Source organism: Gemmatimonas phototrophica, assembly GCF_000695095.2.
In the GTDB taxonomy this organism is placed as follows: Bacteria; Gemmatimonadota; Gemmatimonadetes; order Gemmatimonadales; family Gemmatimonadaceae; genus Gemmatimonas; species Gemmatimonas phototrophica.
In genome coordinates, this window is sequence record NZ_CP011454.1 from 3,205,829 (window position 1) to 3,231,244 (window position 25,416).

Here is a 25,416-nt window from a genome sequence, read left to right on the forward strand (position 1 = left end):
ACGATGCGAGATGAATCACGCATGAATCGTGAGGGAGAACGACGGTGACGCGGTTCGTACTGCCCGACGACAGCCTGCCCATTGACCGCACCGGCCCGCACCGTGCGGTGCCTCGCATTGGCGTGGTAATGGGCGGGGGGGCGCTGAAGGGGCTGGCCCATGTGGGGGCCCTCCGCGCCATCCGCGAGGCAGGCATCACTCCCAAGCTGTACGCCGGTTCCAGCATTGGGGCCATGATTGCCGCCGCTGCGGCCAGTGGCCGCGCGCCGGAGGACCTCATGAAGCGCGCGCTCGGCGTGCGCCGACGCGATCTGTTCCGCATCAATCACATGGGGATGATCATGGAGCGCATGCTGTCGCGTTCCATCTACCTTGAGGCGCCACTGCGCGCCTTGTGCGATGAATTGGTAGACGAAGGGACCTTCGACAGCTTTGCGAATCCCCTGCTGGTGTCGGCGGTGGACATTGAACGGGGACTCCCGGTGGTGTTCGGACGCCCGGGGTTTCGGAATGTGCGTGTGCGCGATGCGGTGTATGCCTCGTGTGCCCTGCCCGGTTTCTTCCCGCCCGGGGTGGTAGGGGACCGGGTGTGCATTGATGGCGGCACGATGGACAATCTGCCCGTGAACATTGCCGGGCTGGATGTTGATGCCATTATCGCGGTGGATGTCGGCATTGCTGACGTGCCGCACGCGGCCGGTGTGGCCGAACAGGGGTTCGCCACCATTTTCATGCGTGCCGCCACCATGATGATGCACGAGATGCAGCAGGCGACGCTCGATCGGTGGTCGGGGCCGCCCATGTTGCTGGTGCGTCCCAAGGTGTCGCACATTGGCTGGTTTTCCTTCTCCCATATGGAGCAGTTGCTCGAAGTGGGCTACGAATCCACCAGAGAGGCGCTCAAGCACCTGTTGGAAGCGCTGGCAGCGCCGGGGGGCATTTTCCCCCGTATCGAGATGGAGATTGGCGTGGACCGGGAACGCTGCACCGGATGTGGATTATGTGCCGCGCATCATTCTTCTCTGATGGCGCTGGACTCCTCCCATCGCGCATATCCACTGGAGCAGGTGCACATTTTCTCCCCGGCCGACGCCGCATTTGCCCGGTGTTGTCCGGTGGAAGCCATCAGCGTTGGCCCGGTCGCACACCGGGATCCCGTGGCCGACCGGCTGGCCCAGTCTGCCTGATGGCCGCTCATCCTCTGTCCATGTCTTGTCATGCCTGACCAGTACTACGAAAACATTCGCGCCCAGATCAAGGCGGCGGCCGGCAGCGGCGCCAGCAAGTCCGACGTTCTCTGGGCTGTCGCCGACGGCGTGGCGACGGTGATTGACGGCGCGACCGGCACCGGCTTTGCCGGCGCGGCCAACTCGGCGGTGCAGGGGGTCTATTCGGCGGCGTCTTCGCAGAACAGCGGAGTAATCCCCAACCCGTGGATGGTGTGGAACGGTCATGACGATGCGGAATCACCGACCACCAAGGCGTACCTGAAGCACCGCGGGCGCATGCAGCTGGGCGGTGCGGCCGTCTCGGCGGCGGGCGCGCTGGCGGCGGCGGGTACCGTGGCCGACGTGGGCGCCCTGCTGTCCCATGGCAACGCCACCGGCTCCACCGTGGCGCACCTCCTCAAGTTCAAGGCCATTGCCAAGGGCTACAAGCAGAGCGAGACCATCTCCGGCTGGATTGATGTGCTCATGAAGATGAAGGCGCTCAAGGGTGCCGTGCGCGGTGGTCAGTTTGCGGCAGCGGTGGCGGCGCCCATTCCATGGGGTGGCGCTACGGCGGTCTCCATTACGGCCGGCGTGTTGGCGGCCGGTGCCAAGCTGGGCATCAAGCTCAAGTTTTCCAACCTGTGCGCCATGACGGCCATGGACCTGCACTGGCGCTGTTACCAGGAGACGGCCCTGCTGGGGGGCATTCGCGGGATGAGCGCCGGGACTGGGCCGGCCAACCGTATTCTCCAGGAGTTGTTCATCCGCCGAGGGATGACCCGAGTGTTTGGACAGCACAACCTGCCTGGACTGGTGAAGGAGCCAGGGGGCTGGCTGGCCATCAATGACAAGCTTTTGCTGATCTAGACAATCTGCGGGACGGGTCCGCTGGCCTTGTCCCGTCCCGCGGCCGATATTACCCGGTAGCCTCGTCGGTACCGGGCATCCTGTGCAGTCGCAGGAAGTTACGGCGCGATGAGTGGCTCCGTTCCAGACGCGCGTGGCCACCCGAGGGGTTCGGTACGCGCAGGACACTCCCCTTTATGTCGCATCCCAATTCGTTCGGCAGCCGCTCCACCCTGAAAGTGGGCGACCGTCAGTATGCGTACTTCCGACTCGATGCCCTTGATGGCCTCGCCGGGAGCACGGCCAGCACGCTCCCGTTCTCGTTGCGCGTGCTCCTCGAAAACCTGCTGCGAGGCGAAGACAACGCCTTCGTGAAGCAGGCAGACGTTGAGGCGCTGGCGCGCTGGAACGTCAAGGCATCGGTAGACAAGGAGATTGCCTTCCGCACCGCGCGGGTGCTGCTGCAGGACTTCACCGGCGTGCCCTGTGTCGTGGATCTCGCGGCCATGCGCGACGCCATGGTGGCGCTGGGCGGCGACCCCACTCGCATCAATCCGCTGCAGCCCGTGGATCTGGTCATCGACCACTCGGTGCAGGTGGATGAATACGGCACCGAAGCGGCGCTGCTGCTCAACACGGAGCTCGAGTTCGAGCGCAACGGCGAACGCTATCAGTTCCTCAAGTGGGGACAGACGGCGCTGCGCAACTTCCGCGCGGTTCCGCCGGGCACGGGCATCTGCCACCAGGTGAATCTCGAGTATCTCGCGCAGGTGGTGTTCACCGCGCCGGACGGCACCGAGACGCTCGCGTATTGCGACTCCCTCGTGGGCACCGACTCGCACACCACCATGATCAACGGCCTCGGTGTGTTGGGCTGGGGTGTGGGCGGCATTGAAGCGGAAGCCGCCATGTTGGGGCAGCCGGTGAGCATGCTGATCCCCGAAGTCATTGGCTTCAAGCTGCACGGCAAGCTGCCAGCTGGCGCGACGGCAACGGATCTGGTGCTGACCTGCACGGAAATGCTGCGCAAGAAGAAAGTGGTGGGCAAGTTCGTGGAGTTCTACGGCACGGGGCTGTCGAGCCTCGCGCTCGCCGACCGCGCCACCATTGCCAACATGGCCCCGGAGTACGGCGCCACGATGGGCTTCTTCCCGGTGGACGACGAGACGCTGAAGTATCTGCGACTCTCCGGCCGCACCGAGGAGCAGGTGGCGCTGGTGGAAGCGTATACCAAGGCGCAGGGGCTGTTCCGCACCGATGCCACCCCTGATCCGGTGTTCACGGATACGCTCGAACTGGATCTGAGCACGGTGGTGCCGAGCCTCGCCGGCCCCAAGCGCCCGCAGGATCGCGTACCGCTCTCGCAGAGCAAGGCGATGTACCGTGAAGCACTCGCCGCGCAGCGCGCGGTGCAGAACGGCACGGCGGCCAACGGTGCTGCGGCAGCCACCATGGTGGCAGAAGGTGGCCCGGCCGACGCGGCCGGTGTGTCGGTGACCTACAAGGGACAGAGCTTTACGCTGAGCGATGGCCATGTGGTGATTGCGGCAATCACGAGCTGCACCAACACCTCCAATCCGTCGGTCATGCTGGCGGCCGGCCTGCTGGCACAGAAGGCGGTCGCGCTGGGGCTGACCAGCAAGCCGTGGGTGAAGACGTCGCTGGCCCCGGGCTCCAAGGTGGCCACGGAGTACTTCCACAAGGCCGGGCTGATGGACTCGCTCAATGCGCTCGGCTTCAACGTGGTGGGCTACGGCTGCACGACGTGCATTGGCAACTCGGGTCCGTTGCCCACCGAGATCAGCGAAGCGATTGATGCGGGCAAGCTCAACGTGGCGGCGGTGCTCTCGGGCAACCGCAACTTTGAAGGGCGTGTGAATCCGCAGACGCGCTTCAATTATCTGGCCAGTCCGCCGCTGGTGGTGGCGTACGCCCTGGCCGGCCGCATGGATATCGACATGGCCACGGAACCGTTGGGCATTGGTGCCAACGGCCCGGTGTTCCTGCGCGATATCTGGCCGACCCAGCAGGAAGTGGAAGACACGATTCTCGGCAGTGTGAAGCGGGAGCAGTTCACCACGCAGTACGCCGATGCGTTCAAGGGTGACAAGTACTGGCAGGCCATTGAAGCGCCCACGGGTAGCCAGTACGCGTGGGACAGCAACAGCACGTACGTGAAGAACCCGCCGTACTTCGATGGCATGACGATGACGCCGCCGGGCATTCGCCCGATCACGGGCGCCAAGGTGCTGGGCATGTTCGGTGATTCGATCACCACCGACCACATTTCGCCGGCCGGTTCCATTGCGGCCGCGAGCCCCGCCGGCAAGTACCTGTCGGCGCTGGGCGTGGAGAAGAAGGACTTCAACTCGTACGGCGCCCGTCGCGGCAATCATGAGGTCATGATGCGCGGCACCTTCGCCAACATCCGTCTCAAGAACGAACTGACGGGGGGCAAGGAAGGGTGGTGGACGGCCACGGCGCCGGGTGCGGAGCCGGAAGCGCTCTACGATGTCGCCATGGCCCGTCAGGCGGCGGGCGTGGCGCAGATCGTCATTGCGGGCAAGGAATACGGCACGGGCTCGTCGCGTGACTGGGCGGCCAAGGGCACGATGCTGCTGGGCGTGCGTGCGGTGATCGCCGAGAGCTTCGAGCGCATTCATCGCAGCAACCTGGTGGGCATGGGTGTGTTGCCGTGCGAGTTCGTGAACGGCGAAACGCGGCAGTCGCTGGGGCTGACGGGTTTCGAGACGTACGAGATTGTGGGGCTCGATGACACGCTCACGCCGCGCGCGACGCTCACGGTGCAGGCCACGGCGCCGGACGGCAGCGTGAAGTCGTTCAGCGTGCGGTGCCGCATCGATACGCCGGAAGAAATGCAGTATTACAAGCACGGCGGCATTTTGCCGTACGTGTTGCGGAGTCTGGTGGCGCGCTAACGGTCGGTTCGCGCGAGACGGGTGGTTCGCGCGAGACGGGTGGTTCGCGCGAGACGGGTGGTTCGCGCGAGACGGGTGGTTCGCGCGAGACGGGTGGTTCGCGCGAGACGCCCCGAACGATTGAGGCCCCGGTCGCGAGTGCTCTTCGGGGGTGGCCGTGCGCATACGCGCCGGCGTCACCCCCTCAGGGACTCGCTCTCCGGGGCCTCAATCGTTCGGGGCTGTTCTCTTGGCACGCGCACGCTCACGCGGGCGCCGACGACACCCCCTCGGAGGCCACTCGCCGAGCATACGACGCCGCCGGGGCTGGTTCGTAAAGGCTCGCACTTTTTCGGTCGTACGCGCATTGTAGTTTGTGAACATTTGCATTCTTGAGAATAAGGACGAATCACACTGTGCTTAAGCGACTGATAAGCCGGCCGAATTACGGCATACCGCTGCTTCGACACCCCGACGGATCGGTTGTGGCGCGAACGTGGTGGGGGGCATGGCGCAATTTTCGTATTCCCGCGGAACACGTCGCGAACGTCGAAGCCGACTTGCGTTTCGCGAGCGGATTGAACTGGTGGGTCACTACGCTCCTGTTTATCGGCGTGCTGACGTGGGGCACTGAAGCCTTCCTGCTTCTGCTGCCGATCTCACTCGTTTCCACGGTGGTACAAGTGTGGTATCCAATGCGGCGCGTAGGGCAATTTCCGGTAATCGAAATTGACCGCTCGTCGTTACGACCATACAACTGACCGCGCCCTTTAGTCATGACCGGGCAACAGGTATCGTCGCTACCACACTATGGAGCGAGAAGGGATTACAGAGGTACGCTAACGCCGGCTCGTGTCCCGAGCGCGAGAGGCCCCGGGGAGCGAGTCCCTGAGGGGGTGACGCCGGCGCGTATGCGCCCGGCCTCCCCCGAAGAGCACTCGCGACCGGGGCCTCACGCGCTCGGAACCCGATTGGGACCCGCTCAGGGCGCCGGACGCGCCCCCGCAGCCGCCTGAATGGCCGCACCAAGGTCGGTGTAGGCGGCTTCCGACATCTGATTGAACGGCCGCGCGATATACGCAATGCGCCCCGCCGGATCGATCACGTACAGATGGCGCTTGTGCCACAACAGACCGCTGGCGCCGTAGGCTTTGCCCACCGCCTTGTTGCCGTCGGTGGCGAACCGGAAGGGGAATTTCTTCTTCTGCGACCACCCATACAGATCGCCGCTGTCGTCGGTACTGACGCCCACCAGCGTCACCTTGTTGCCGCCATTGAAGAGCGCCGCGTAGCGATCACGATAGCTCTCCATTTGCGTCGTGCACCCGGGTGTCCCGGCCTGCGGGAAGAACGCCAGCACCACCACTTCGCCCTTGTGTGCAGAGAGCGTGAAGGGGGTGCGGTCCACGCCAATGGCCGACACCGTGGTCACACTGAAGTCCGGCGCCATATCGCCCACCTTGAGTGACTGGGCAGCGAGTGGCGAATCGGCAAACGGCGCGGTGGCCAGCGCCAGGGTCAAGGCAAACGGAGCGAAGGAGCGCAGCAACACGAATGGTCCGGGCGAGAGTGAGCATCGCGAGCTGGCGCTCGTACCCCATGAGCGAGCCAACCGATCCCGCTGTTCCCGGCAGGCACGAAACGGCGAAGCTCCGAACGTTGAAGGCCCCGGCGAGCGAGTCCCTGAGGGGGTGACGCCGGCGCGACAGCGCACGGCCACCCCCGAAGAGCACTCGCGACCGGGGCCTTCAACGTTCGGGGCGTCTCACGTCACACGCCCAAATGTCTGCCGATCAGCGATCGTCGTCTTCCCCGTCACGGTCCTTGTCACGGAACGCGCGGAACGCGTTGCGGATGTTGTTCTGAATCTTGGCGCGCACGAAGCCCGGCGTGTTCCCCTCGGCCGGCGAGTACAACCCACCGTTCGGGCGCACGAACCAGTCCTTCATGTCGATTGTGACCGTCACATCGTCACCCCCCTCGCCAATCGTGATCGGCGCGGTCAACGGCACCTCCAGCTTCGCATTCACATCATGCGTGAACGTGAACGCCTGCCCGTTGTATGTCCCTTGCAGACGAATGCTGATGCCGCGGAAATCCGGGTTGGCCTGACGGAACGCCAGATCGGCCGAATCACTGCTGGACACCTTGTGAATGGACAGCCGCACCGACGAATACGTCCCTTCCGGCACCATGACGGCGACCCGGCCGCCGTCGGCGCCAGTGACCGGCACATCCACCAGATACGGACCGACCCGGATGGTGGGGCAGTCATCGTCATCGTCATCATCGTCGTCGCTCGACGATTGCTTGCTGCTTCCCGACTTTCCGTTCGACGACGACGCTGCCACCACGATGGACGATGAGCTGTTGTCATCATCATCGTCATCATCGGTGCAGGTGGCCGCTGCCGACTTGAGCTTCACATCCTTGACCACGATCTGCGCCTTGGAGATCAGAATCACGTCAGCGCCGCTGGTGATGCTGAACCCCGCCGGCGTGGTGGCAACCTGCGCCGACCCGGTCGTGTTGGCGGAACCGTCGGCCGACTGCACATTGGCCGAAGCCGACGTGGTGGCGAGCTGGAAGCCGACTCCGACTTGCGCGGACTTGTTGGGGCCTGTGCCCTCTCCGCACGCGGCAAGCAGCGCGGCGCCAGCGCACAGTGAGAACGACAGCGCCTGATTGGGCAAACGCACCATATTGCACATTCTCCGTTGGGTGTTTGGAATCCGGCCGGCAGGACCACGGGGCCCACCAGCGCACGGGGTGACCGGAACACCTGTAAGTTCAACACACCAGTCTCGACTGTCAGTGATGTAGCGCACGACTGGCCATTGTCGCCGTTACTCGTGTGGCATCGGTTGTCACGAACAATCACGACGTATCACGCCGGTCCCTCCACGCCCTTCACCCGATCGCTCCCGTGATTGCCTTGCTGGTGAACCCGGTCGCTGGCCGCGGCGACGCTCGACGGCGCGCCGAGGCCGTGGAAGCGGCCCTCCGTACGACAGGTGCCCTGCAGCGCTACGAAACACAGTCGCGCGGGGATGAGCGTCGGTGTGCACGCGAGGCCTGCGCGGCCGGAGCCACCGTGCTGGCCGTTGTTGGCGGTGATGGATCAGTGCATCACGCGGCGCGCGGCCTGTTGGATGTGGGAGCTCCCATTCCCCTGGCGATCTTTGCTGCCGGGACCGGGAATGACTTTGTCAAATCGTTGCAAACCCCGGCGCATGATGCCGTGGCCATGGCGGCCGCGGTGGCGCGTGGGCAAACGCAGGCGGTAGATGTTGGCGTGATCGACTCGGTCCCGTTTCTCAACGCCGCAGGGCTGGGCTTTGACGTGGAGGTGCTGGAGCGCATGCAGCACCCGCTGTGGTTCACGGGCACCGCCGCCTACGTGGTAACGGCCGTACGGGCACTCTTTGGCTATACCGGCTTCACTGTACAGCACCCCGACACATCTCCGCCCGCCAGCGACCACCGACTGATGACCGTCTTTGCCAATGGACGCGTGTTCGGCGGCACCTTTCAGATTGCCCCCACCGCGTCGCTCACCGACGGACGACTCGACGTCGTCAACATTGCGTCGCTGGCGCCGCTCGCCCGCCCCGCCGTGTTCTGGCGCGCCACGCGCGGCACGCACCTGCAGCACCCTGCCGTACACCATTCACAAACGGTGGCGACCACCATTACGAGCCCCACGCCCTTGCCCTTTGAGGCCGACGGCGAATTGTATCGCGCCAGCAATACCACCATTCAGATTGCCGTCCGTCCCGCCGCGCTGCGCGTGATTGTCTGATCGCCGCACACATCGCGCCACAAAAGAAAAGACCCGGAGATCGACCACGCCCCCACGCGTTTGGTCGTTCCGGGTCTCTCTCGTTCGGCGCCCCCTCCACGAAGCCTCCGAACATCCTGCGTACTCCCCCTGCAACTCTTCTGACACCACAACCTCTTGGAGGGTTGCAATGCTCGTGCGCTGTTACGGATTTTTGACCTGATGCCCAATGAGTCCACCCAATACAGCCCCGCCCAGTGCGCCAATCGCCGCGCCCTTGGCTTTGTCACGTGATGAGATCACCCCAATCGCCGCGCCGCTGGCCGCGCCAATGATGGCCCCCTTCTGCGTGTTGCGACGCTCCTGATACACGCCACTGCCGCCACTTCCCGACCCCCCGCCGCTCCCGGCGGTGCTGGTGCGACGCACGGTGGACTGCTGCGGCACGTACACCACCCGCGTGGGCGCCGGCTGCGGATACGGCGCCGGATAGGCCTGGGGCGGATACGGTTGCGGATAGCCCTGCGGAGCCTGCCCCGGGTACGGCGCGTAGCCCTGTTGGTACCCCGGCGCATACCCCTGGGGATAACCCATTTCCGCCGGTCCCATGAACTGCTGACGATTGGCAGGTGCCTGAGAGGCCGCCATGAGATCGGCGCGCAACTGATCGTCGAGCGTTCGATCCTCGCCACTGCACGCCGTGAGCACGCCAAACGCGACGGGTGCCAGCAGCGGGATCGCAGCGGTGCGGAGACGGGTATAGATGGCCGACATGACGTCCTCCTCGGTAAAGCGGGCGGGCACTATGCGCCGCCGACACCCACAGACCGAGGCAGGGGGCGTGCCAGAGTATTCAACTCCCATTCACCCCGGAAACCACCCTTCCGGGCCGTTCGTTGTCCTCCAGTGTGGTCAATGGACCGTCCCCTTGGTGGACACCCTGTTCACTTCGGGATAGCGTTCCTGCAGATCCTTCCGTTCGACCCAACCTCAGGAGTATTCGATGTCTTTCCGTTCGCGTGTCGCATCGACCGTGGCCCTGCTTGCAACGGCCGTGGCGCTCGCGCCCTCGGCGGCCGCCGCCCAGACCACGCTCAAGGTGGGCGACATGGCCCCTGACTTCACCGTGACCAGCGTTACGGCCAAGGGCGTGGACGCCAAGCCCTTCACGCTGTCCGAGCACAAGGGCGAAACCGTCGTGCTGGCGTTCTTCCCCAAGGCCCGCACCAGCGGGTGCACCGTGCAGATGGAGTCGTACCGCGACAAGTACGCCGACATCTTTAAGGGCGGAAAGAAAGTCACGCTGGTTGGCGTGAGCCCTGACCCGGACAGCGCCCTGACCTCGTGGGCCGTGGATGCGAAGTTCCAGTTCCACTTTGCCGCCGACACCGAGCGCAAGGTCGGAGTGGCCTACGGTGCCAGCACGGGCACGGGCTACCACAAGCGGCACCTGTACGTGATCGACCCGCAGGGGCGCATTGCCTACATTGCCACGCCGTTCAACCAGATGTCGGCCGATGCCTACACGGACCTCGGCTCGGCGATCTCCAAGTCGGTCGGCACGAAGTAACCGTTTGGCCTTGCCACACACGGCGAGTTGTGTGAAGTCTCGCTGATGCCACGTTCCAATCCCCGCGCCCTGCTCACCGCCTTTCACGAGGCGGCCGTGCAGGGCGCGGCGCCGTTTGCGCGCACCCGCGATGCCCTGCACCGCTGGTGGGCGGCGCAGTCCCTTCCACCGGCCCACGACGCGCCGGTGTATCTGTTTGCGCTGGGCAAGGCCGCTCCCGCCATGGCGGCCGGTGCCTTTGCCGCGCTGACGGAGCTACGAGTCGCCGTCACCGATGGGATCGTGGTCTCCGCGCATGTGCCCACGGCACGCGACTGGCACGACCTGCCCGTACCGGAAGTGCTGCGCGTCCGGCAAGGGGATCATCCGGTGCCCGGCCCCAATTCGCTGGCCGCCGCCGAAGCCATTGAAGACCTGCTGTTCGACATGGAGCCGAACGCCGTGGCGATCGTGCTCCTCTCCGGTGGCACCACGGCGTTGTGTGCGGCCCCCATCCCGGCGCTGTCGCAAACCGTGGGGAACGCCGAGGCCGCACAGGCCTACATCGCCAACCTGGCGCAGACGCTCCTTGAGTCGGGGCTCGCCATTCACGAAATGAACGCCATTCGTCGGCGAGTCCTGCGCTTCGGGGCCGGACGGCTGGCCACGGCACTCGCCGCGCGTGACGCGCAGGTGATTGCCACCTTCGCCATCAGCGATGTCATTGGTGACGATCCCGCCGTCATTGGCTCAGGCCCGTGCACCCCCGACCCGCTCGACGACGCCGACTTTCTCGCGTTGTTGGATGCGCATGACATGCGCGCGCGGCTGCAGCGCGGCATGAGTCAGCTGTTGGGGCTCACCGGCGACGGGGTGCCGCCGGCCGTGGCGACAGTGAACCACCCCGCGTTCGCGCGGGTGCAGTACACGCTGGTAGCACGCAACGCCGACGCCGTGGCGGCATTGGCCGAGGCCGCGCGCGCTGCCGGTATTGAAACCGTGCAGGTGGATGACGTGCCTATGGAAGGCGACGCGGCCGCACTTGGCGATTGGTTTGCCCGTCGAATGCTGACGCTGGCGCGGGCCGTGCCGGCCGGTGAATCGGCGCTGGTCGTGTGTGGCGGCGAACCCGTGGTGCACCTGCGGGACACGATCGAGCGCGCGATGCAGGCTGGTGACGACGATGACGCGCGCCTCGACGAATTTGCCAGCGCCACCCCGCTCCTCATTCAACCACGGTCGGCAGCCGACGAACCGCTGCGCGGAGGACGCATGCAGGTTTTGGCGCTCTCCGCCGCATTGGCGCTCGAACAGGCCACCGCGCGCGGCGAAAGGAATGCGTGGCGTGTTTCCGTGCTGGCAGCGGGGACCGACGGGCGCGACGGCCCCACAGACGCCGCCGGGGCCATTGTGGATGCCGCGGTACCGGCGTTGGCCCGCCGTGGGTCCCGGACGCCCGAGGAAGACCTGACCACCGGTCGCTCCTGGTATTCACTCGACGCGGCCGATGCGCTGCTGCGCACCGGCCCCACCGGCACCAACGTCATGGACGTGGTGGCCATGCTGATCAGCTGACTGCTCAGTACTTGCAGTCCGTCGAGTAGATGTCCTTGGAGAACCCGGCCTGTTCCGCATCCGCCATGGACGCAAAGCCGACCTGATCCGCGCTCTTGATGAGCTTCACGGTGTGGCAGTTGGCCGGGAAGTATTTCTTGTTCTTCACCGAGCCCACAAAAGGCGCATTCGCCACGGCGATGGCGTTGGCGATGGCGGTCTGCGACGCGCTGGGCACGGCGTTCTGTACGCCACCTGACGTGGCGGCAGGTGCAGACGCGCAGGCGGTGGCCACCAGCGCCACGGCGGCAGTCACGGTCATACGAACGGAACGAGGAATCGACGGCATGGCACCAGGGGAAAGGCCTACGTGGCGGTTTTGGCGAGCGGCAGCTTGGTGCGTTCCGACAAAATGCGACGGTCGCGTCATACTTCCGCTCAGTTAACAGCGTTAAATCTTGACGGTAGCGTCATGTTGTCAATGGGCGGGGATCACCGTAACGTCTGTGAATGCCTGCCAAACGTTCTGCTCCCCGTTCGCCATCGGATGAGTCCGCCGTGGCGGTTCCACCGCCGCCAGCCCCCGACGTCGTCAGCGATCTCCCTCAGGCGACCGACGCCTACCGCCGTCGTCCCCGGCAGTCCCGAGGGCAGGCCCGTGTTGAACTCCTGCTGGATGCCGCCGCCACGGTGATTGCCACCCAGGGGATTGAGGCGGCCACGGCAGAAGCCATTGCCCTGGAGGCCCGGACGGCCAAAGGCTCACTGTACCAGTTCTTTCCCAATCGTGATGCGGTGCTGGCGGCGCTGGCGCTCCGCTATGCCGACGAGATGCGGACCATTCACGAGCGGGCCTTTCCCATGGATTCCCACGGATTGCCGCTCGACCGTCTGATTGATCGCATCGTCAAACCCCTGGCGGAGTTCCATGATCGGAACCCGGCCTTCCGCCGCGTGTTTGCCAGCCATGATGGCCCTGTAGACGACACCCGGTCAGCGCCTGCCCGCCTGCGCGCGCAGCTGTTCGATTCGTTCGTGGACCGCCTGGATGTGCTCTTTGCCAGCCGCAATCCCAAACTGCCCACCCGCGATCGCCGCCGCGCCGCGCTGGTGGCCGCCAGTGTGGGGCAGTCGCTGCTGGCGCGCCGGGCTCGTGCGCAGGCAGCAGACAAGAAACCGCTGCTCGATGACCTGCGGCGCCTGTTGCTCGCGTATCTGGAGCCAATGTTGGAGCCGGCGCCGCCGCCGAAGGCCCGCGGGAAAAAGGCCCCGAACGGGCCGTTGCCATAACCCGGAACCCGAAACCCGCATCCACGACCCGGAACGGATCCGTTTCGGGTTGCGCGTGGGAGTTTTGGGTTGTGAGTTCACTCAGCCAGCCCAGTGGGCGCTGCATTTTCCTTATATTCAAGAATGCCCAATATCGTCACGATCGGCCTGGTGCAGGACACCGCGTCCGATGACCTCGACAGCAACGTCACGAAGGCCGTCGCACGGGTGCGCGACGCGGCCGCACGTGGTGCGCAGATCATCTGCCTGCAGGAGCTCTTCAACGCTCCCTACTTCTGCAAGACCATCCGCCCGGAGCGCTTCGACATCGCGCAGCCGGCCGACGGTCCCATCGTGCACACGTTCCAGGCGCTCGCCAAGGAACTGGCGGTGGTCATCGTGGTGCCCTACTACGAGCGCGAAGCGCCGGGACTGTATCGCAATTCGGCGACCGTCATCGATGCCGACGGCGAGGTGCTTGGCACGTACCGCAAGATGCACATCCCGCACGACCCGCTCTTCGAAGAGAAGTACTACTTCGCGCCGGGCGATGTGACCGGCGACCAGCGGCACGAGCGGCATCCGGGCTACAACGGGTTCCGGGTCTGGCGGACCCGCTATGCCGACATCGGCGTGCTGATCTGCTGGGATCAGTGGTACCCCGAAGGCGCGCGTATCACCGCGCTGCTAGGGGCGCAAATTCTGTTCTACCCCACGGCCATTGGCTGGCACCCGGCGGAGAAGGCGACATTCGGCGACGCGCAGGTGGATGCGTGGCGCACGGCGCAGCGCGCGCACGCCATCGCCAACGGCGTGTTCGTCGCGTCGCCCAATCGCGTGGGCTTTGAGCCGGAACCCAACACCGACGGCCTCGAGTTTTTTGGCCATTCGTTCATCAGCGATCCGTTCGGTCGGTACCTCGCGCAAGCCGGCACCGAGCCCGCCATTCTTACCGCCGCGTGTGACCTCGACCTCATCGAGGAGACACGCCGCAACTGGCCGTTCCTGCGCGATCGTCGCATTGATGCCTACGGCCCCATCCTGAATCGCTGGTTGGGGAAATAGTGAGCATCGCTGCCATCATTGCGGCCAACGCGGCCATCACGGCCGCGAATGCGGCCATGACCGCCGGTATGCGCACGCCCGATGACACGAACCAACCGTCGTTGCGCATGCCTGCCGAGTGGGAGCGCCACGACGCCACATGGATTGGCTGGCCACATCACGAACCCGATTGGCCCGGAAAGTTCGGCCCCATTCCCTGGGTGTACGCAGAGATCGTGCGTGGACTGGGGATGTTTGAGCGCGTGGAGATTCTCTGCCACAACGAACAGGTGGCCGAGGAAGCGCGCGACTGCCTGGCGTTGCACGGCGTTGAGGACGCGCAGTATCGCTTGCATCTGCAGCCCACCGACCGGGTATGGCTGCGCGATTCGGGCGCGACGGGCGTGCACCGGGCTGACGGCAGCGTGGCGCTGGTGCGGTGGGGATTCAATGCGTGGGCGAAGTACGACAACTTCGCGCTCGACAACGAAGTCCCCGCGCGCATGGCCGACATTTCCGGACTCCCGATCATCAACGCCGTCCGTCATGACAACGGCCAACCGCTCATCCTCGAAGGGGGTGGGATCGAGACCGACGGACGGGGGACGCTGCTCGTGACGGAGGAGTGGTTGCTGAGTGATGTGCAGGTACGCAACCCCGGCTATACGCGCGAGGACTACGAGCGTGCGTTTGCCGAGTATCTGGGTATCGGCAAAACCATCTGGCTCGGCGAAGGGTGTGTCGGTGATGACACGCACGGCCACATCGACGATATCGCGCGTTTCATCGCGCCGGGCATGGTGCTCCTCGCGCATGAGGAAGACGAGCGCGATGAGAATCATCGGCGTTCGCTGGATAATCTCCGTCGATTGCAGCGCGCCACCGATGCGCGCGGCGAGCGCATCGAAGTCGTGACACTGCCGTATCCGCGCGCCGTGATCATGGATGGCATGCGTCTGCCGGCCAGCTACGCGAATTTTTATATCGGCAACGGCGTGTGCCTGGTACCTACCTTCAACGATCGGAACGATCGCGTGGCGCTCAATACGCTGGCCGAGCTGCTGCCGGAACACCACGTCATTGGCATTCACGCAGTGGATCTGGTGTGGGGGCTGGGCACGCTGCACTGCCTGTCCCAGCAACAGCCGGCGCCGCTGGGGGCACTGTGACACCCGAAGAGTCCCACGAGGTAGATCCGGTGGAGCCGACGTCCCGTGAGCCGGAGCTTCCCCGGTGGGCGCGCAAGGCGCCGGCGGGCGGGGAGCTGAACGAAGAACGCATGGCGGCTTACTTCGGACCCAAGTGGGACAAAACCTATCGTCGGAAGCTGGCACCGTTTCTCGAGGATCCGAGCTTCGTTCCCACGTGGAACTGGCCCGCCGCGATCGCGTTTCCGCCCGCCTGGTTTTTGTACCGCAAACTGTACCTGCCCTTCACCGTGTTCTTTCTGGTGCCGGGGTTCGTCTTCCGCTGGCTTACCGGCTCGGATACGCCGCAGACCGTCATGGAGCTCTCCAAGCCCGAGAACGAGTGGCTGCAGATCATGAGTGTGGCGGTGTTCGTGTCGTCGAGCCTGGCGGCCGGTGGGACCGCCAACTGGTTTCTGTTCCGACGCGCGCGGGCGGCGAGTCGGTTCGTCGCCATGCAGGAGTTACCGGAAACCGAGAACCTGGCGCTCATGCGGCGCATGGGTGGCGTGAACAAGTCGGCGACCAGCCTGTTCGTGGGGCTGATGCTCGCCATCACGCTCATGCAGCTCATGGGATGACCCTGCCGGCCGGCGCGGGGGTTCACTTGCCGGTGACGGGCGGCGGGGATCTGCTGTTGTTCCACGATGACTGACGCCGAGTTGGTCGTCCGGACCCGCGCCGGAGAGCCGGACGCGTTCGGAGCCCTGGTGTCGCGTTATTACGACGCGGCCTGGCGGTTCGCGTACCATATGCTGGGGGAGCGGGCCGATGCGGAAGACGTGGTGCAGGACACCTTCTTGCGTGCCTATCTCGCCATTGGCCGGTACGACGAACGTGATCAGTTCCGCGGCTGGCTCTTTCGCATCCTGACCAACCAGTGCCGCAACTTTCTCACGTCGCGCGGTCGTCGCAGCAAACGATTCGTGCAGGACGATCTCGCCATCGAAACCGCCTCGTCGCCCCCAGCGGGGGTGGCGCCGGGCGTGGAGGATGTCGCACTCGTCCGCGCACTGTCGCAGCTCGATCCGCTGCAGCGGGAAGCGCTGCTGCTCAAATACGCCGAGGGGCTCGAGTACACCGAAATGACGGCCATGACCGGGGTGGGCGAGTCAGCGCTCAAAATGCGTGTCAAACGCGGCAGCGAGCGGTTGCGGGCGCTCCTGGCCAAGGCACCGGACCGGGACGCATGATTGGCTTTATGGGGGCCATCACGGAGACCGGGTGGAACCAAGGGATGGTGCGTCATGACTGACGCCCCCCTGCCGTTCCCTTCCGGCGATGAGGGGCACGATCCGTTCGCCGACGAAATCGGCGAGCGTCTTCGCGCGTCCTACCGTTCGCTGCCGGCAGCGCCGGCGGAACAGGGAGAGCGTGTTGCACGGGCCGTGCTCGCCACCACCATGCACGCCCCGTCGCGCCGCGTGGGCGGGCTGCGCCCCCGCTGGTGGTGGGGCGCTGCGGCCGCCGCGCTGCTGGTGGCCGTCGTGGCCCGTCCGTGGCGTCCCGATCTGAGCCGCCGCGAAGCGGACAGCGCGTTTGCCGCGGGGCGCAACGCCCTGCTCCCGTCAGGTAGCACGAGCGAAGAAGTTGGCGGGACGGTGCGCTTCGAGTTCGCGCTCCCCAATGGCGCCCGGAAGGTGTCCCTGGTGGGTGATTTCAACGGGTGGGACGAGCGTGCCACCCCTATGGTCCAACAGCACGGCAACGGCTCCTGGTCAGCGCGCATTCCGCTGGCACCCGGGCGCCATGACTACGCCTTTGTGGTAGACGGGACCCGCTGGGTGGTGGATGCACTCGCCCCGCAGGCTCCGGATGCCGGCTACGGCCCGACCAACACGGTCGTGGTCGATTTCGAAGCGCTGCCATGAGTATGGTCGCCCTGTGGGTTATGGTGGCCCAGCTGTCCACCGCCTCGGTCCCGGTGGCGGCGGACACCATTGTGGTCGCCAACGCCCGCAAACCGCAGCCGGCACCAACAGCTGTCACGACGCGCGATCAGGTGCCCTTTGACGCCGGTCGCTTTGACTCGCTGACCGCCAATGCACTGCGCCTCTTGTTCGATGACGCCGCAGAGATGGGGTTGCCGGTCCGGCCACTCATCAACCGGGCCCTGGAAGGCGCCGCGCGGCGTACGGCCAGCGATCGCATCCTGAAAGTGGTACGGGAGCACGCCATTGCCCTCCAGCGGGCCAAACGGACCCTCGGCGCGCAGAGCACCGAGGACGAACTCGAAGCCGGCGCGATTGCCCTGCGAGCGGGACTCGACGACCGGGCCTTGGAAACGGTGCGTGCCTCACGACCAGTGGGGCAAGCCGTCGTACCCCTCGTCGTCCTCACCGATATCGTGCGACGCGGCGTCCCGGTGTCCAACGCGCGGGACGCGGTAAATCAGCTCGCGAGGACGCCACGGTCGGATGACATACTGCTCGGGCTGCAAGCACTGGTCGCCAAGAACGCACAACGTGGCCCCGGGATGGCCGTGGATGCCCTGAATCGCTACGTTAAGGGCGCAGGGAGTTTGGCTCCATCCTCTCCGGCCACCACCGACCGTAAACCGGTCCGCCCACCAGACACGTGACGCCCGCCCGCCGACCTTTCCGCGCGTCGCGCCGCTGCTCCATCGGGAGTAGCGGATGGGCCCTGCCTTGCGCGCTGCTCGCGGTTGGCAGCACGGCCAATCGGCTCAACGCGCAAGTCCGTGGGGATGCCCCCATGGCCCCCGCTGCCACCATCGGGCCCGTGACGGATGCCGCCACCTTCTCGGTGCTGGGCATTGCCTCACTCCCCAATGGCAGTGGCAACACCTTGGCGCGCTCGAACGACGTGTGGCTCGGCGCCACGCAGCCAGTGGGAAGCCTGGGACGTTTTCGCTTTGCCGCGTTGGGCAGCGGCAATGTGCAGTTCAAGGAAGGCGTCGCCGGCGGTGGGCAGGCGCAAGGGTTGCTCACTATGCGCGCACGGGCGCGTTTTGGGGAGCAGCGCGTCTGGAGTGCCGTGAGCTATGGCCGGTCATCCATCAACGGACAGATCGCGGGATCCGGGTTCGGCAATCCCATGCTCACCGGCTTCATTGCCCCCAGCATGCCCGCTGAACCATCTGTCGGCGACACGACCATCACGCGCCGGGTGGATGTGGGCCAGTTGGGTCGCGCCGAGGCGGGCATGGTCACGACGTACGCCGGTGTAGAGTTCGCGTTTGGCATGTCGTTTGAGCGGGCGACCCGCGTTACGACGCAGACACTCACGGTGGATGTGCCGCGTGTGGCGGTCAATGTCCCCAATAGCGCGGGACAACTCTCTGGCAGCAGCAGCACGCTGCGTACGATGCAACGACGCGATCTGGCCACCGGCATTGCGTCGGCGGGCTTCAACACCGGCCAGACGCAGTGGCTGCTGTCTGTTACCGCGCCGGTCGCCTCCTGGATCAACAGCGATGCGTTGGCGCCGCGGCCGCAAACGATTCCCACAGTCGCGACACTCGCCGTGGTCCAACCCGTCACGGGCTGGCTGTCGCTGGTTGGTGCGGCCGCCACGAATGCGGCCACCGTCGGTGGTGGATCGATGTTGAGCGATCAGCTGCGCGATCGTGCGCGGTCGGCCTTTTCTCCGGTGGTGGCGCTGGGTGTTCGTATTTCGCGATTGCCCTGGCGCGACAACGATGGCACCCCCGCCGGAATTCTGGCCTTCGAGACGCGCACATTGGGTGCAGTGGACCGTGTGTCCATTGAGCAGGGCAATGACGAGTCCGGCGATGCCTACGCGTCACGCGATACGCTGCGAGTGGTGCTCCTCATCGATGCGCCCAAGGCGGAGTCGGTGGAACTGATGGGCGACGCAACGCAGTGGAGCATCACGCAAATGCGTCGGTTGCCCAACGGACGCTGGCGCGCCGAACTGAAGCTGTCACCAGGCATGCACCGCGTCACCGTGCGCGCCGACGGCGGGCAATGGATTGCCCCCCCGGGGCTCCCCATCGGCAACGATGAATATGGGAGCCCAGTCGGCATGATCATCGTGCGCCGATAGTGTCAGATGGCAGACTTCTGACCACCGAGGCGTGAATCAGAGGTGCGAGTATTGAGAGTTGAGAAGTGCGATGGATATCGAAGGTGAGAGTGTCGAGATAACCACGACAATCAGAGGTGCGAGTAGTTGCCTCCGCGCGGATGTGCCCCGCACTGGCGTGGAATAACGGCGGGGACGACCGCTGTTCCAGCGGCGTCCGTGTCCGGCACTCCCCGCGCGGACGAAGTGCTCGGACCTCGCATCGTCGTGGTTATCTCGACACTCTCACCCTCGATATCCATCGCACAGCTCGACTCGCAACGCTCGCACCTCTGACTCCCAACTCGGCGATCTCAGATCTCAGATCTCCCCGCGCTCAGCGCGGCGGCCGGACTTTGATGCGTTGCGTGGTGGAATCGGTAATTCCCGCGCCGCTCACGAGCAGGGTGAGCTGGTACTCGCCCGCGGGCACATTGGGGAAATTGAGCGTCAGACTGCGCCCTGGTCCGCCATCGGGACGGCCGTTGTCGTTGTAGCGAATGGACACCGGTGTCAGCGCCTTGGAGAGGCCGATGGATGAGCCAAACTTCTGCATGAAGCTGGCGCCGAGTCTGGTGGCGCGCAGCGACACCTGCAGCGGGGCACCCGGGCTCGCGGCACGGTACATCTCCCAGTAGATGCCGATCTGCGTGCCGCCCTCAATCTCGAGCGAGCCGTACGCCTGTGGCGCGTTGCGCTCGAGGCTCGGCGTGGGCGACGGATCACCACGCTGCAACAGCAGGTAGTCGGAGAGCCGTGCGTCGGCCGCGAGGGGCTGCACGGTGCTGCGCACCCGCGCGGCGCGCTTTCCCGTGGGGGCCAGCACTTCAACACTGGCAACCATAGGTGCACGCATGGGGGCAAGCAGTGCGCCGTTGGCCCCGGCACTGTCCTTGGTGACCTGCACCGGTGCCGTACCATCCAACCGATCGAGAACGAGGCCAGCCGTGTACGGCGCACGCCCCATCTCCAGTTCGCGCATCAATCGATAGCCACCTGCCAGCAGCGTGGTGTCTCCGCGACGGAAGCGGGCGAATTGGTTGGGGAGTGCCCCAAAGCCGGCGGCATAGCGTGTGCTATACCGCATGCGCGCCTTCTTGCGACGCGGCTCCCAGTCGGTAGCCAGTGCCCCCACCGGCGTTTCAATGGCTTCGATGAGCGGCATGAAGTCATAGCTGGGGGTAGGCTCGTGACCAATGACCTGTGGCGGGCGAGGATCGGCCACCCCGCCATTTTGCACCGACCAGGCCGTGGGCCATCCGTAGCGCACCTGCGACTCGAGCAGGTCATCACCCCACTGCAGGTCGTAGGGAATACGTCCCAACGAGTGCACCCGTGACATGGTCCGCCGCGCGAACAGTTCGTTCTTCAGGTCGTTGCCCGGGAGCATCCACAGCGGCTGCGCCAGGCGAAAGATGCGCTCGTTGCGCGCCACACGATCGGCGCAGGACAACGCCTTGTAGCCCGCGTGCATGAGCGGATCGAGCCACATGGTGAGATCGGTCCAGGCACACCGCTGCGCCTCGGGCATGGTGGCCAAGGCCCGTTCAAAGGCCTGTGCACTGGCGACATGCTGATTGACGTTGTGCAGCGCCATGCCGCGCAGCGCATGACACCACCATTCCGTGCCCGCACAGTTCCGCGCAGCACTGAGGGCGATATCGGGAAACCCGCCTTCGATGGCGTAGCGTACCCGCATGCCATTGACCCAGTCGTCTTTGGGGTCGGCGGCCTGCGCCTTCTGCAGCAGTTCGAGCAACTGTTCGCGTTCGAGCTTGGCGTCTGCCCGTTCGGCCGGCGGCGGGACATCGCCGTTGTTGTTCCAATAGCAGATACGCCCCAGCGGCACTTCGCAGGTGGCATCGGCGCCACCGTTGTAGAAGCGCAGCCCCAGTCGATGGTTGCGCTCAAACGCATCCTGTTGGCCGCGGGCGGCGGAGCCCAGCGCACTCAGGCTGCTGACGGCGCCACGCAAAGGATCGCGCGATGGCGCGACCGCGGTACTGTCAACGGCGTTACCCCCGGTGACCGCCTGCGCGTACGCCGGGGACGTGAAGCCCGCGGCACCCGCCAGAAAGGCGAGAACCAGAGCACGTTTGCGAAAACCCATTACACGCTGATCCACGGAAATCCTTGTGTTGAAAGTGCCGCTGCAACCTACCGCCGCGGGCGCTTCGTGGCATCAGCGTTTTGCTACCCGCTAGAAGCGCAGCTTCACACCCGCCGTCAGCGCCCAGTTGTGCGCCAGATTCCCCTCGGCCCGGAAGCCTATTGCGTCTTCCGAATTGAAGCGGCTGATCCAGTCCTTGGCCTGCACCCGGAGCGCCAACCCTTCGGAGAATCCGATATCCACCCCTACCCCGGCAGAGTACGCAACGTTCGAGGCCCGGGTCTCAAAGACGCTGGCCTTGATGTCGTTGGTCATCCCGCCAATCCCCCCCTGCACGAACGGGGCAATACCAGTTGAACGTCCGACCAGGCCGCCAAGTTCGAGCCCAACGTCGTACATCCACGTTTTGGCCGACCCCACGTTGACACCACCCAGCAACGGCAACCCTATGCGCAGATCGCCGGACGCATAGGCGAGGTTCCCCACCAGCGCGATCCCCTTGGTGAGCGGAATGGCCCCTTGGGCGCCAACCATGGGCGCATTGGTCGTGGCAATACTGGTTCCCACGGGACCGTCGTACCAGTTGCCGGTAATGAGGTAGCCCGCGTACGGGGTGAGGTGGGCACCAACCCCGGTACTCTGCGCTTTGGCAGCCAGGGGGAGCGCCGTAATCAGGGAAGCCACGAGGGCGGTACGAACAAACGAGGACGTCATGAGCACTCCATTGAGGTGACGCCTGGAAGGAGTGCATGACGGGGACCATTTCGACACAATGTCGCAAACCATTCACATGCAGATGTTTCCATCATTAGGATAAAGTCCGATGTCCTGTATTGAGGACACCGGACTGACCTATTGGCACGACGACGTGACTCAGGCGCTTCCTTGTTTCTTGCGCACGCGAATGTTGAGCATTTCCACCACCACGGAAAACGCCATGGCGGCGTAGGTGTAGCCCTTCGGGATGTGCTGTCCCATGCCTTCGGCCACGAGATTGGTACCGATGAGCACGAGAAACGACAGCGCCAGCATCTTGATGGTGGGGTGACGATCCACAAAATCGCTGATCGACGACGCCGAGCCCAGCATGACGAGGAGCGCCACCACATTGGCCAGAATCATGATGGAGACGTCGTCCGCCATTCCAACGGCCGTGATGACGGAGTCCAGCGAAAACACGATATCGAGCACGGCGATCTGCGCCACGGTGGTCCAGAGTGACCGGCCGGCTTTGGCGGCCTGCTCCATTTCTTCGTCGGGACCTTCGAGCTTGTGATGAATCTCCATGGTGGCTTTGCCAATGAGAAACAGGCCGCCAATGAGGAGAATGAGATCACGCCCGGAGATGTCGTGCGAAAGCACCGCGAACAGCGGGCGCGTCAGCTGCATGACCCAGGTGATGGACAGCAGTAACAGGACGCGACTGATGAACGCGCCGGCGAGCCCAAAAGAGCGGGCCTTGGCCTGCTCCTCCGGCTTGAGCTTCCCCGACAAAATGGAAATGAAGATGATGTTGTCGATGCCGAGAACAATCTCGAGCACGGACAAGGTGAGCAGGGAAATCCACGCCTGCGGGTTGTTCAGCCAGTCAAACATCGCGTAAGGTCATCAGGAAGCCGTCCGGAAAGAAGGCGTGCGGGACGTAAGCCGTGCCGGTGGTTAGTTTTTGCCGGATATGACCGGTGAACCGAACACCTCCCCGGCCGGGTTTCCGGCCACGAGCAAGCCAGCCGTCGTGTTGTTGTCTGGCGGTCTGGATTCCACGACCGTGTTGGCGGTGGCCAAGCGGGATGGATACACACCGTTTGCCATGACCTTCCGGTATGGTCAGCGCCATTCGGTGGAAATCGATGCCGCCCGGCGTGTCGCCCAGGCAATGGGAGTGGCCAAGCACGTCGTGGTCGATATCGATTTGCGCCAATGGGGCGGCTCGGCGCTCACCGCCGACGTGGACGTGCCGAAAGACCGCGATGTGGACCACGCGGTGGACGAGATTCCGGTCACCTATGTCCCGGCGCGCAACACGATCTTCATGTCGTTTGCACTGGCGTGGGCGGAAGTGCTGGGGGCGGACGCCATTTTCATTGGGGTGAACGCCCTGGACTATTCGGGCTATCCCGATTGCCGTCCGGAATACGTGGCGGCCTTTGAGACGATGGCGAATCTGGCGACGGCCGCCGGGGTGCAAGGCACCCACCGGCTGCGTATTCACGCCCCACTCCAGCACCTCACGAAGGCGCAGATTGTCGCGCTGGGTCACGACCTGGGAGTGGACTACAGCATTACCACCAGCTGTTATGATCCGGCGCCAGACGGCACCGCCTGCGGGCACTGTGATGCCTGCCAGTTGCGGTTACGCGGCTTTGCCGAAGCCGGTGCGCGTGACCCCATTGCCTACGCGGACTGAGCTTGTGTCCTATACGGTGAAGGAGTGCTTCTACACCTTGCAGGGCGAAGGGGTGAACGCCGGACGCGCCGCGGTGTTCTGCCGCTTTTCCGGTTGCAACCTCTGGACCGGACGCGAGGTGGACCGCGCGTCGGCGGTGTGTACCTTCTGCGATACCGACTTTGTAGGCGTGGGCCCCGATGGTGGCAAATTTGCGACGGCCGAGGCGCTGGCGGCCTTTGTGAAAAGCCGCTGGCCGGCCGACGCGCCGGCCTCCGTGCGACCCTTTGTGGTGTGCACCGGCGGGGAGCCGTTGTTGCAACTCGACGAGGCGGCCATTGCCGCGCTGCACGCCGAGGGATTTGAGGTGGCCGTTGAGACCAATGGGACCCAGCCAGCCCCGGCCGGTTTGGACTGGATTTGTGTCAGCCCCAAGGCCAACGCCCCGGTGGTGCTTGCCGCCGGCGACGAGCTCAAGCTGGTGTATCCGCAGCCTCTGGCCATGCCGGAGCGGTTTGCCGGGCTGAATTTCGCCCATTTCCTGCTGCAGCCCATGGATGGTCCGGATCAGGCCGCCAATACCGCGGCGGCGCTAGCCTACTGCTTGGCACACCCCCAATGGCGGCTCTCCGTGCAGACCCACAAGACGCTGGGGATCCGGTAGGTGGGGGAAACTCACCACTCCAAACTCCAACCCGGAACCCGGACCCGGAACTGATCAGTTTCGGGTTCCGGGTTTGAGTTATGGGTTTTGGGCCAACGGATTCCCTTACTACTGAAACACCTACCGCAACATTCGTTTCCGCCGGTGTGACGGTTCACTCTGGTGCCGCGTCGCCCTCGTGAATACTTTCCCGAGTCTGCCTGCTCGGCCACTGCTCACCTTGCTCCCTGCCCCCGTGATCCGTCGCTCCCGCACCCTGCTTCCGGTCCTCGCCGCTGCGCTTGTCGCAGTGTCGTCGTCCGTGCAGGCGCAGGAGTCAGCGCGCGGCGTCACGCTGGAGTCGCGCAAGCCGTTTGCGGCGTTCAGTGCATCAGCCGAGCGTTTGCGCGACAGCATTGTCTCGAAGGCGCGCGGCAGTGTCGGCACGCGCTACAAGCTGGGTGGCACCAAGCCCGGTGTCGGCCTCGATTGCAGCGGCCTGGTGCGATACGCCATGAGCATGCTGGATGTGGTGCTGCCGCGTACGGCACAGGGGCAGTCCAAGGTAGGCACCGAAGTGCCAAAGGACGTCGCAGCGCTCAAGCCCGGCGATGTGCTGACCTTCGGACGCGGCAAGCGCATCTCGCACGTTGGCATCTATGTCGGCGACGGCAAGATGGTGCACGCCAGTACCTCGCGGCGGCAGGTTATCGAAACGTCGCTCACCAAGCGCAACCCGCTCATTCGTCAGTGGAAGGGTGTGCGGCGCTTCGTGGACACCAACTCCACGCAGCTGCGTGACAGTCTGCTGGCCTTCGCGGATTCGTTGTCCAAGTAAAGCCAATCGTCGGGAAGCATCGCGGCTCGTGTC

General features: G+C 65.0%; 24 protein-coding genes. 17 read left to right on the forward strand and 7 right to left on the reverse strand.

Annotated features, from left to right (window positions below; all coding sequences use genetic code 11):
- Positions 1–44: 44 nt before the first annotated feature.
- The 3 genes from GEMMAAP_RS13565 (at position 45) to acnA (ending at position 4,996) form a co-directional block, all read left to right on the forward strand.
- Positions 45–1,187: a patatin-like phospholipase family protein gene (locus GEMMAAP_RS13565; protein ID WP_026848760.1), complete on the forward strand. Its 1,143-nt coding sequence runs from the start codon at positions 45–47 to the stop codon at positions 1,185–1,187.
- A gap of 30 nt (positions 1,188–1,217) precedes the next feature.
- Complete coding sequence (locus tag GEMMAAP_RS13570; RefSeq protein ID WP_026848759.1) at positions 1,218–2,078, forward strand: hypothetical protein; 861 nt, start codon at positions 1,218–1,220, stop codon at positions 2,076–2,078.
- Positions 2,079–2,254: 176 nt separating this feature from the next.
- Entirely contained in the window at positions 2,255–4,996 is a 2,742-nt protein-coding gene (gene acnA, locus GEMMAAP_RS13575) for an aconitate hydratase AcnA (RefSeq protein WP_026848758.1), read from the forward strand.
- A 961-nt stretch (positions 4,997–5,957) separates the two neighbouring features.
- Here the strand turns inward: acnA and GEMMAAP_RS13585 are convergent.
- Together GEMMAAP_RS13585 and GEMMAAP_RS13590 are read right to left on the reverse strand one after the other, a co-directional pair.
- Positions 5,958–6,527 carry a peroxiredoxin gene (locus GEMMAAP_RS13585; RefSeq protein ID WP_053333754.1) on the reverse strand — a complete coding sequence of 190 codons (570 nt, stop codon included), beginning with the start codon at positions 6,525–6,527 and terminating at the stop codon, positions 5,958–5,960.
- Between the two features lie 241 nt (positions 6,528–6,768).
- Positions 6,769–7,677: a hypothetical protein gene (locus tag GEMMAAP_RS13590; RefSeq protein ID WP_026848756.1), complete on the reverse strand. Its 909-nt coding sequence runs from the start codon at positions 7,675–7,677 to the stop codon at positions 6,769–6,771.
- A gap of 224 nt (positions 7,678–7,901) precedes the next feature.
- On the opposite strand from GEMMAAP_RS13590, the gene GEMMAAP_RS13595 reads away from it, so the two are divergent.
- Positions 7,902–8,777: a diacylglycerol/lipid kinase family protein gene (locus tag GEMMAAP_RS13595; RefSeq protein WP_026848755.1), complete on the forward strand. Its 876-nt coding sequence runs from the start codon at positions 7,902–7,904 to the stop codon at positions 8,775–8,777.
- A 183-nt stretch (positions 8,778–8,960) separates the two neighbouring features.
- Here the strand turns inward: GEMMAAP_RS13595 and GEMMAAP_RS13600 are convergent, their stop codons facing one another.
- Positions 8,961–9,530 (reverse strand): YMGG-like glycine zipper-containing protein, encoded by a 570-nt coding sequence (locus tag GEMMAAP_RS13600; protein ID WP_026848754.1) that lies wholly within the window; start codon positions 9,528–9,530, stop codon positions 8,961–8,963.
- Positions 9,531–9,759: 229 nt separating this feature from the next.
- Here GEMMAAP_RS13600 and GEMMAAP_RS13605 point away from each other — a divergent pair, with 229 nt between their 5' ends.
- Both GEMMAAP_RS13605 and GEMMAAP_RS13610 read left to right on the forward strand, forming a co-directional pair.
- Positions 9,760–10,326 (forward strand): peroxiredoxin family protein, encoded by a 567-nt coding sequence (locus GEMMAAP_RS13605; RefSeq protein WP_053333753.1) that lies wholly within the window; start codon positions 9,760–9,762, stop codon positions 10,324–10,326.
- A 45-nt stretch (positions 10,327–10,371) separates the two neighbouring features.
- On the forward strand, positions 10,372–11,880 hold the full coding sequence (locus GEMMAAP_RS13610; protein WP_075071524.1) for a DUF4147 domain-containing protein: 1,509 nt from the start codon (positions 10,372–10,374) through the stop codon (positions 11,878–11,880).
- 4 nt (positions 11,881–11,884) lie between these two features.
- Here the strand turns inward: GEMMAAP_RS13610 and GEMMAAP_RS13615 are convergent, their stop codons facing one another.
- Entirely contained in the window at positions 11,885–12,181 is a 297-nt protein-coding gene (locus GEMMAAP_RS13615) for a hypothetical protein (RefSeq protein WP_026848752.1), read from the reverse strand.
- A 188-nt stretch (positions 12,182–12,369) separates the two neighbouring features.
- Here GEMMAAP_RS13615 and GEMMAAP_RS13620 point away from each other — a divergent pair, with 188 nt between their 5' ends.
- The 8 genes from GEMMAAP_RS13620 (at position 12,370) to GEMMAAP_RS13655 (ending at position 19,388) form a co-directional block, all read left to right on the forward strand.
- Positions 12,370–13,149, forward strand: a complete 780-nt coding sequence (locus GEMMAAP_RS13620) for a TetR/AcrR family transcriptional regulator (protein WP_053333752.1) — start codon at positions 12,370–12,372, stop codon at positions 13,147–13,149.
- A 123-nt stretch (positions 13,150–13,272) separates the two neighbouring features.
- Entirely contained in the window at positions 13,273–14,193 is a 921-nt protein-coding gene (locus GEMMAAP_RS13625) for a carbon-nitrogen hydrolase (protein ID WP_026848751.1), read from the forward strand.
- The gene (locus GEMMAAP_RS13630) at positions 14,193–15,341 is read left to right on the forward strand and encodes an agmatine deiminase family protein (RefSeq protein WP_238588137.1); all 1,149 of its coding nucleotides are present in this window, start codon (positions 14,193–14,195) and stop codon (positions 15,339–15,341) included. The genes GEMMAAP_RS13625 and GEMMAAP_RS13630 overlap by 1 nt, the downstream gene beginning before the upstream one ends.
- Positions 15,342–15,370: 29 nt before the next feature.
- Positions 15,371–15,940: a DUF2628 domain-containing protein gene (locus GEMMAAP_RS13635; RefSeq protein WP_145979141.1), complete on the forward strand. Its 570-nt coding sequence runs from the start codon at positions 15,371–15,373 to the stop codon at positions 15,938–15,940.
- A 66-nt stretch (positions 15,941–16,006) separates the two neighbouring features.
- Positions 16,007–16,552, forward strand: a complete 546-nt coding sequence (locus tag GEMMAAP_RS13640; protein WP_053333751.1) for an RNA polymerase sigma factor — start codon at positions 16,007–16,009, stop codon at positions 16,550–16,552.
- 54 nt (positions 16,553–16,606) lie between these two features.
- Positions 16,607–17,230, forward strand: a complete 624-nt coding sequence (locus GEMMAAP_RS20065) for an isoamylase early set domain-containing protein (protein WP_043579487.1) — start codon at positions 16,607–16,609, stop codon at positions 17,228–17,230.
- Entirely contained in the window at positions 17,227–17,940 is a 714-nt protein-coding gene (locus GEMMAAP_RS13650; protein WP_026848748.1) for a hypothetical protein, read from the forward strand. The genes GEMMAAP_RS20065 and GEMMAAP_RS13650 overlap by 4 nt, the downstream gene beginning before the upstream one ends.
- 134 nt (positions 17,941–18,074) lie before the next feature.
- Positions 18,075–19,388 carry a glycogen-binding domain-containing protein gene (locus tag GEMMAAP_RS13655; RefSeq protein ID WP_026848747.1) on the forward strand — a complete coding sequence of 438 codons (1,314 nt, stop codon included), beginning with the start codon at positions 18,075–18,077 and terminating at the stop codon, positions 19,386–19,388.
- A gap of 355 nt (positions 19,389–19,743) precedes the next feature.
- Here the strand turns inward: GEMMAAP_RS13655 and GEMMAAP_RS13660 are convergent, their stop codons facing one another.
- The 3 genes from GEMMAAP_RS13660 to GEMMAAP_RS13670 form a co-directional block, all read right to left on the reverse strand.
- Positions 19,744–21,516 (reverse strand): hypothetical protein, encoded by a 1,773-nt coding sequence (locus GEMMAAP_RS13660; RefSeq protein ID WP_026848746.1) that lies wholly within the window; start codon positions 21,514–21,516, stop codon positions 19,744–19,746.
- Between the two features lie 90 nt (positions 21,517–21,606).
- The gene (locus GEMMAAP_RS13665) at positions 21,607–22,230 is read right to left on the reverse strand and encodes an outer membrane beta-barrel protein (protein ID WP_026848745.1); all 624 of its coding nucleotides are present in this window, start codon (positions 22,228–22,230) and stop codon (positions 21,607–21,609) included.
- Between the two features lie 159 nt (positions 22,231–22,389).
- Positions 22,390–23,112: a TerC family protein gene (locus GEMMAAP_RS13670; protein ID WP_026848744.1), complete on the reverse strand. Its 723-nt coding sequence runs from the start codon at positions 23,110–23,112 to the stop codon at positions 22,390–22,392.
- Between the two features lie 79 nt (positions 23,113–23,191).
- Between GEMMAAP_RS13670 and queC the strand changes: the two genes are divergently transcribed.
- The 3 genes from queC to GEMMAAP_RS13685 all read left to right on the forward strand — a co-directional run bounded on the left by queC (position 23,192) and on the right by GEMMAAP_RS13685 (position 25,383).
- Complete coding sequence (queC, locus tag GEMMAAP_RS13675; protein ID WP_053333750.1) at positions 23,192–23,923, forward strand: 7-cyano-7-deazaguanine synthase QueC; 732 nt, start codon at positions 23,192–23,194, stop codon at positions 23,921–23,923.
- 4 nt (positions 23,924–23,927) lie between these two features.
- Positions 23,928–24,566 (forward strand): 7-carboxy-7-deazaguanine synthase, encoded by a 639-nt coding sequence (gene queE, locus GEMMAAP_RS13680; RefSeq protein WP_026848742.1) that lies wholly within the window; start codon positions 23,928–23,930, stop codon positions 24,564–24,566.
- Positions 24,567–24,801: 235 nt separating this feature from the next.
- Complete coding sequence (locus GEMMAAP_RS13685) at positions 24,802–25,383, forward strand: C40 family peptidase (RefSeq protein ID WP_053333749.1); 582 nt, start codon at positions 24,802–24,804, stop codon at positions 25,381–25,383.
- Positions 25,384–25,416 lie beyond the last annotated feature (33 nt).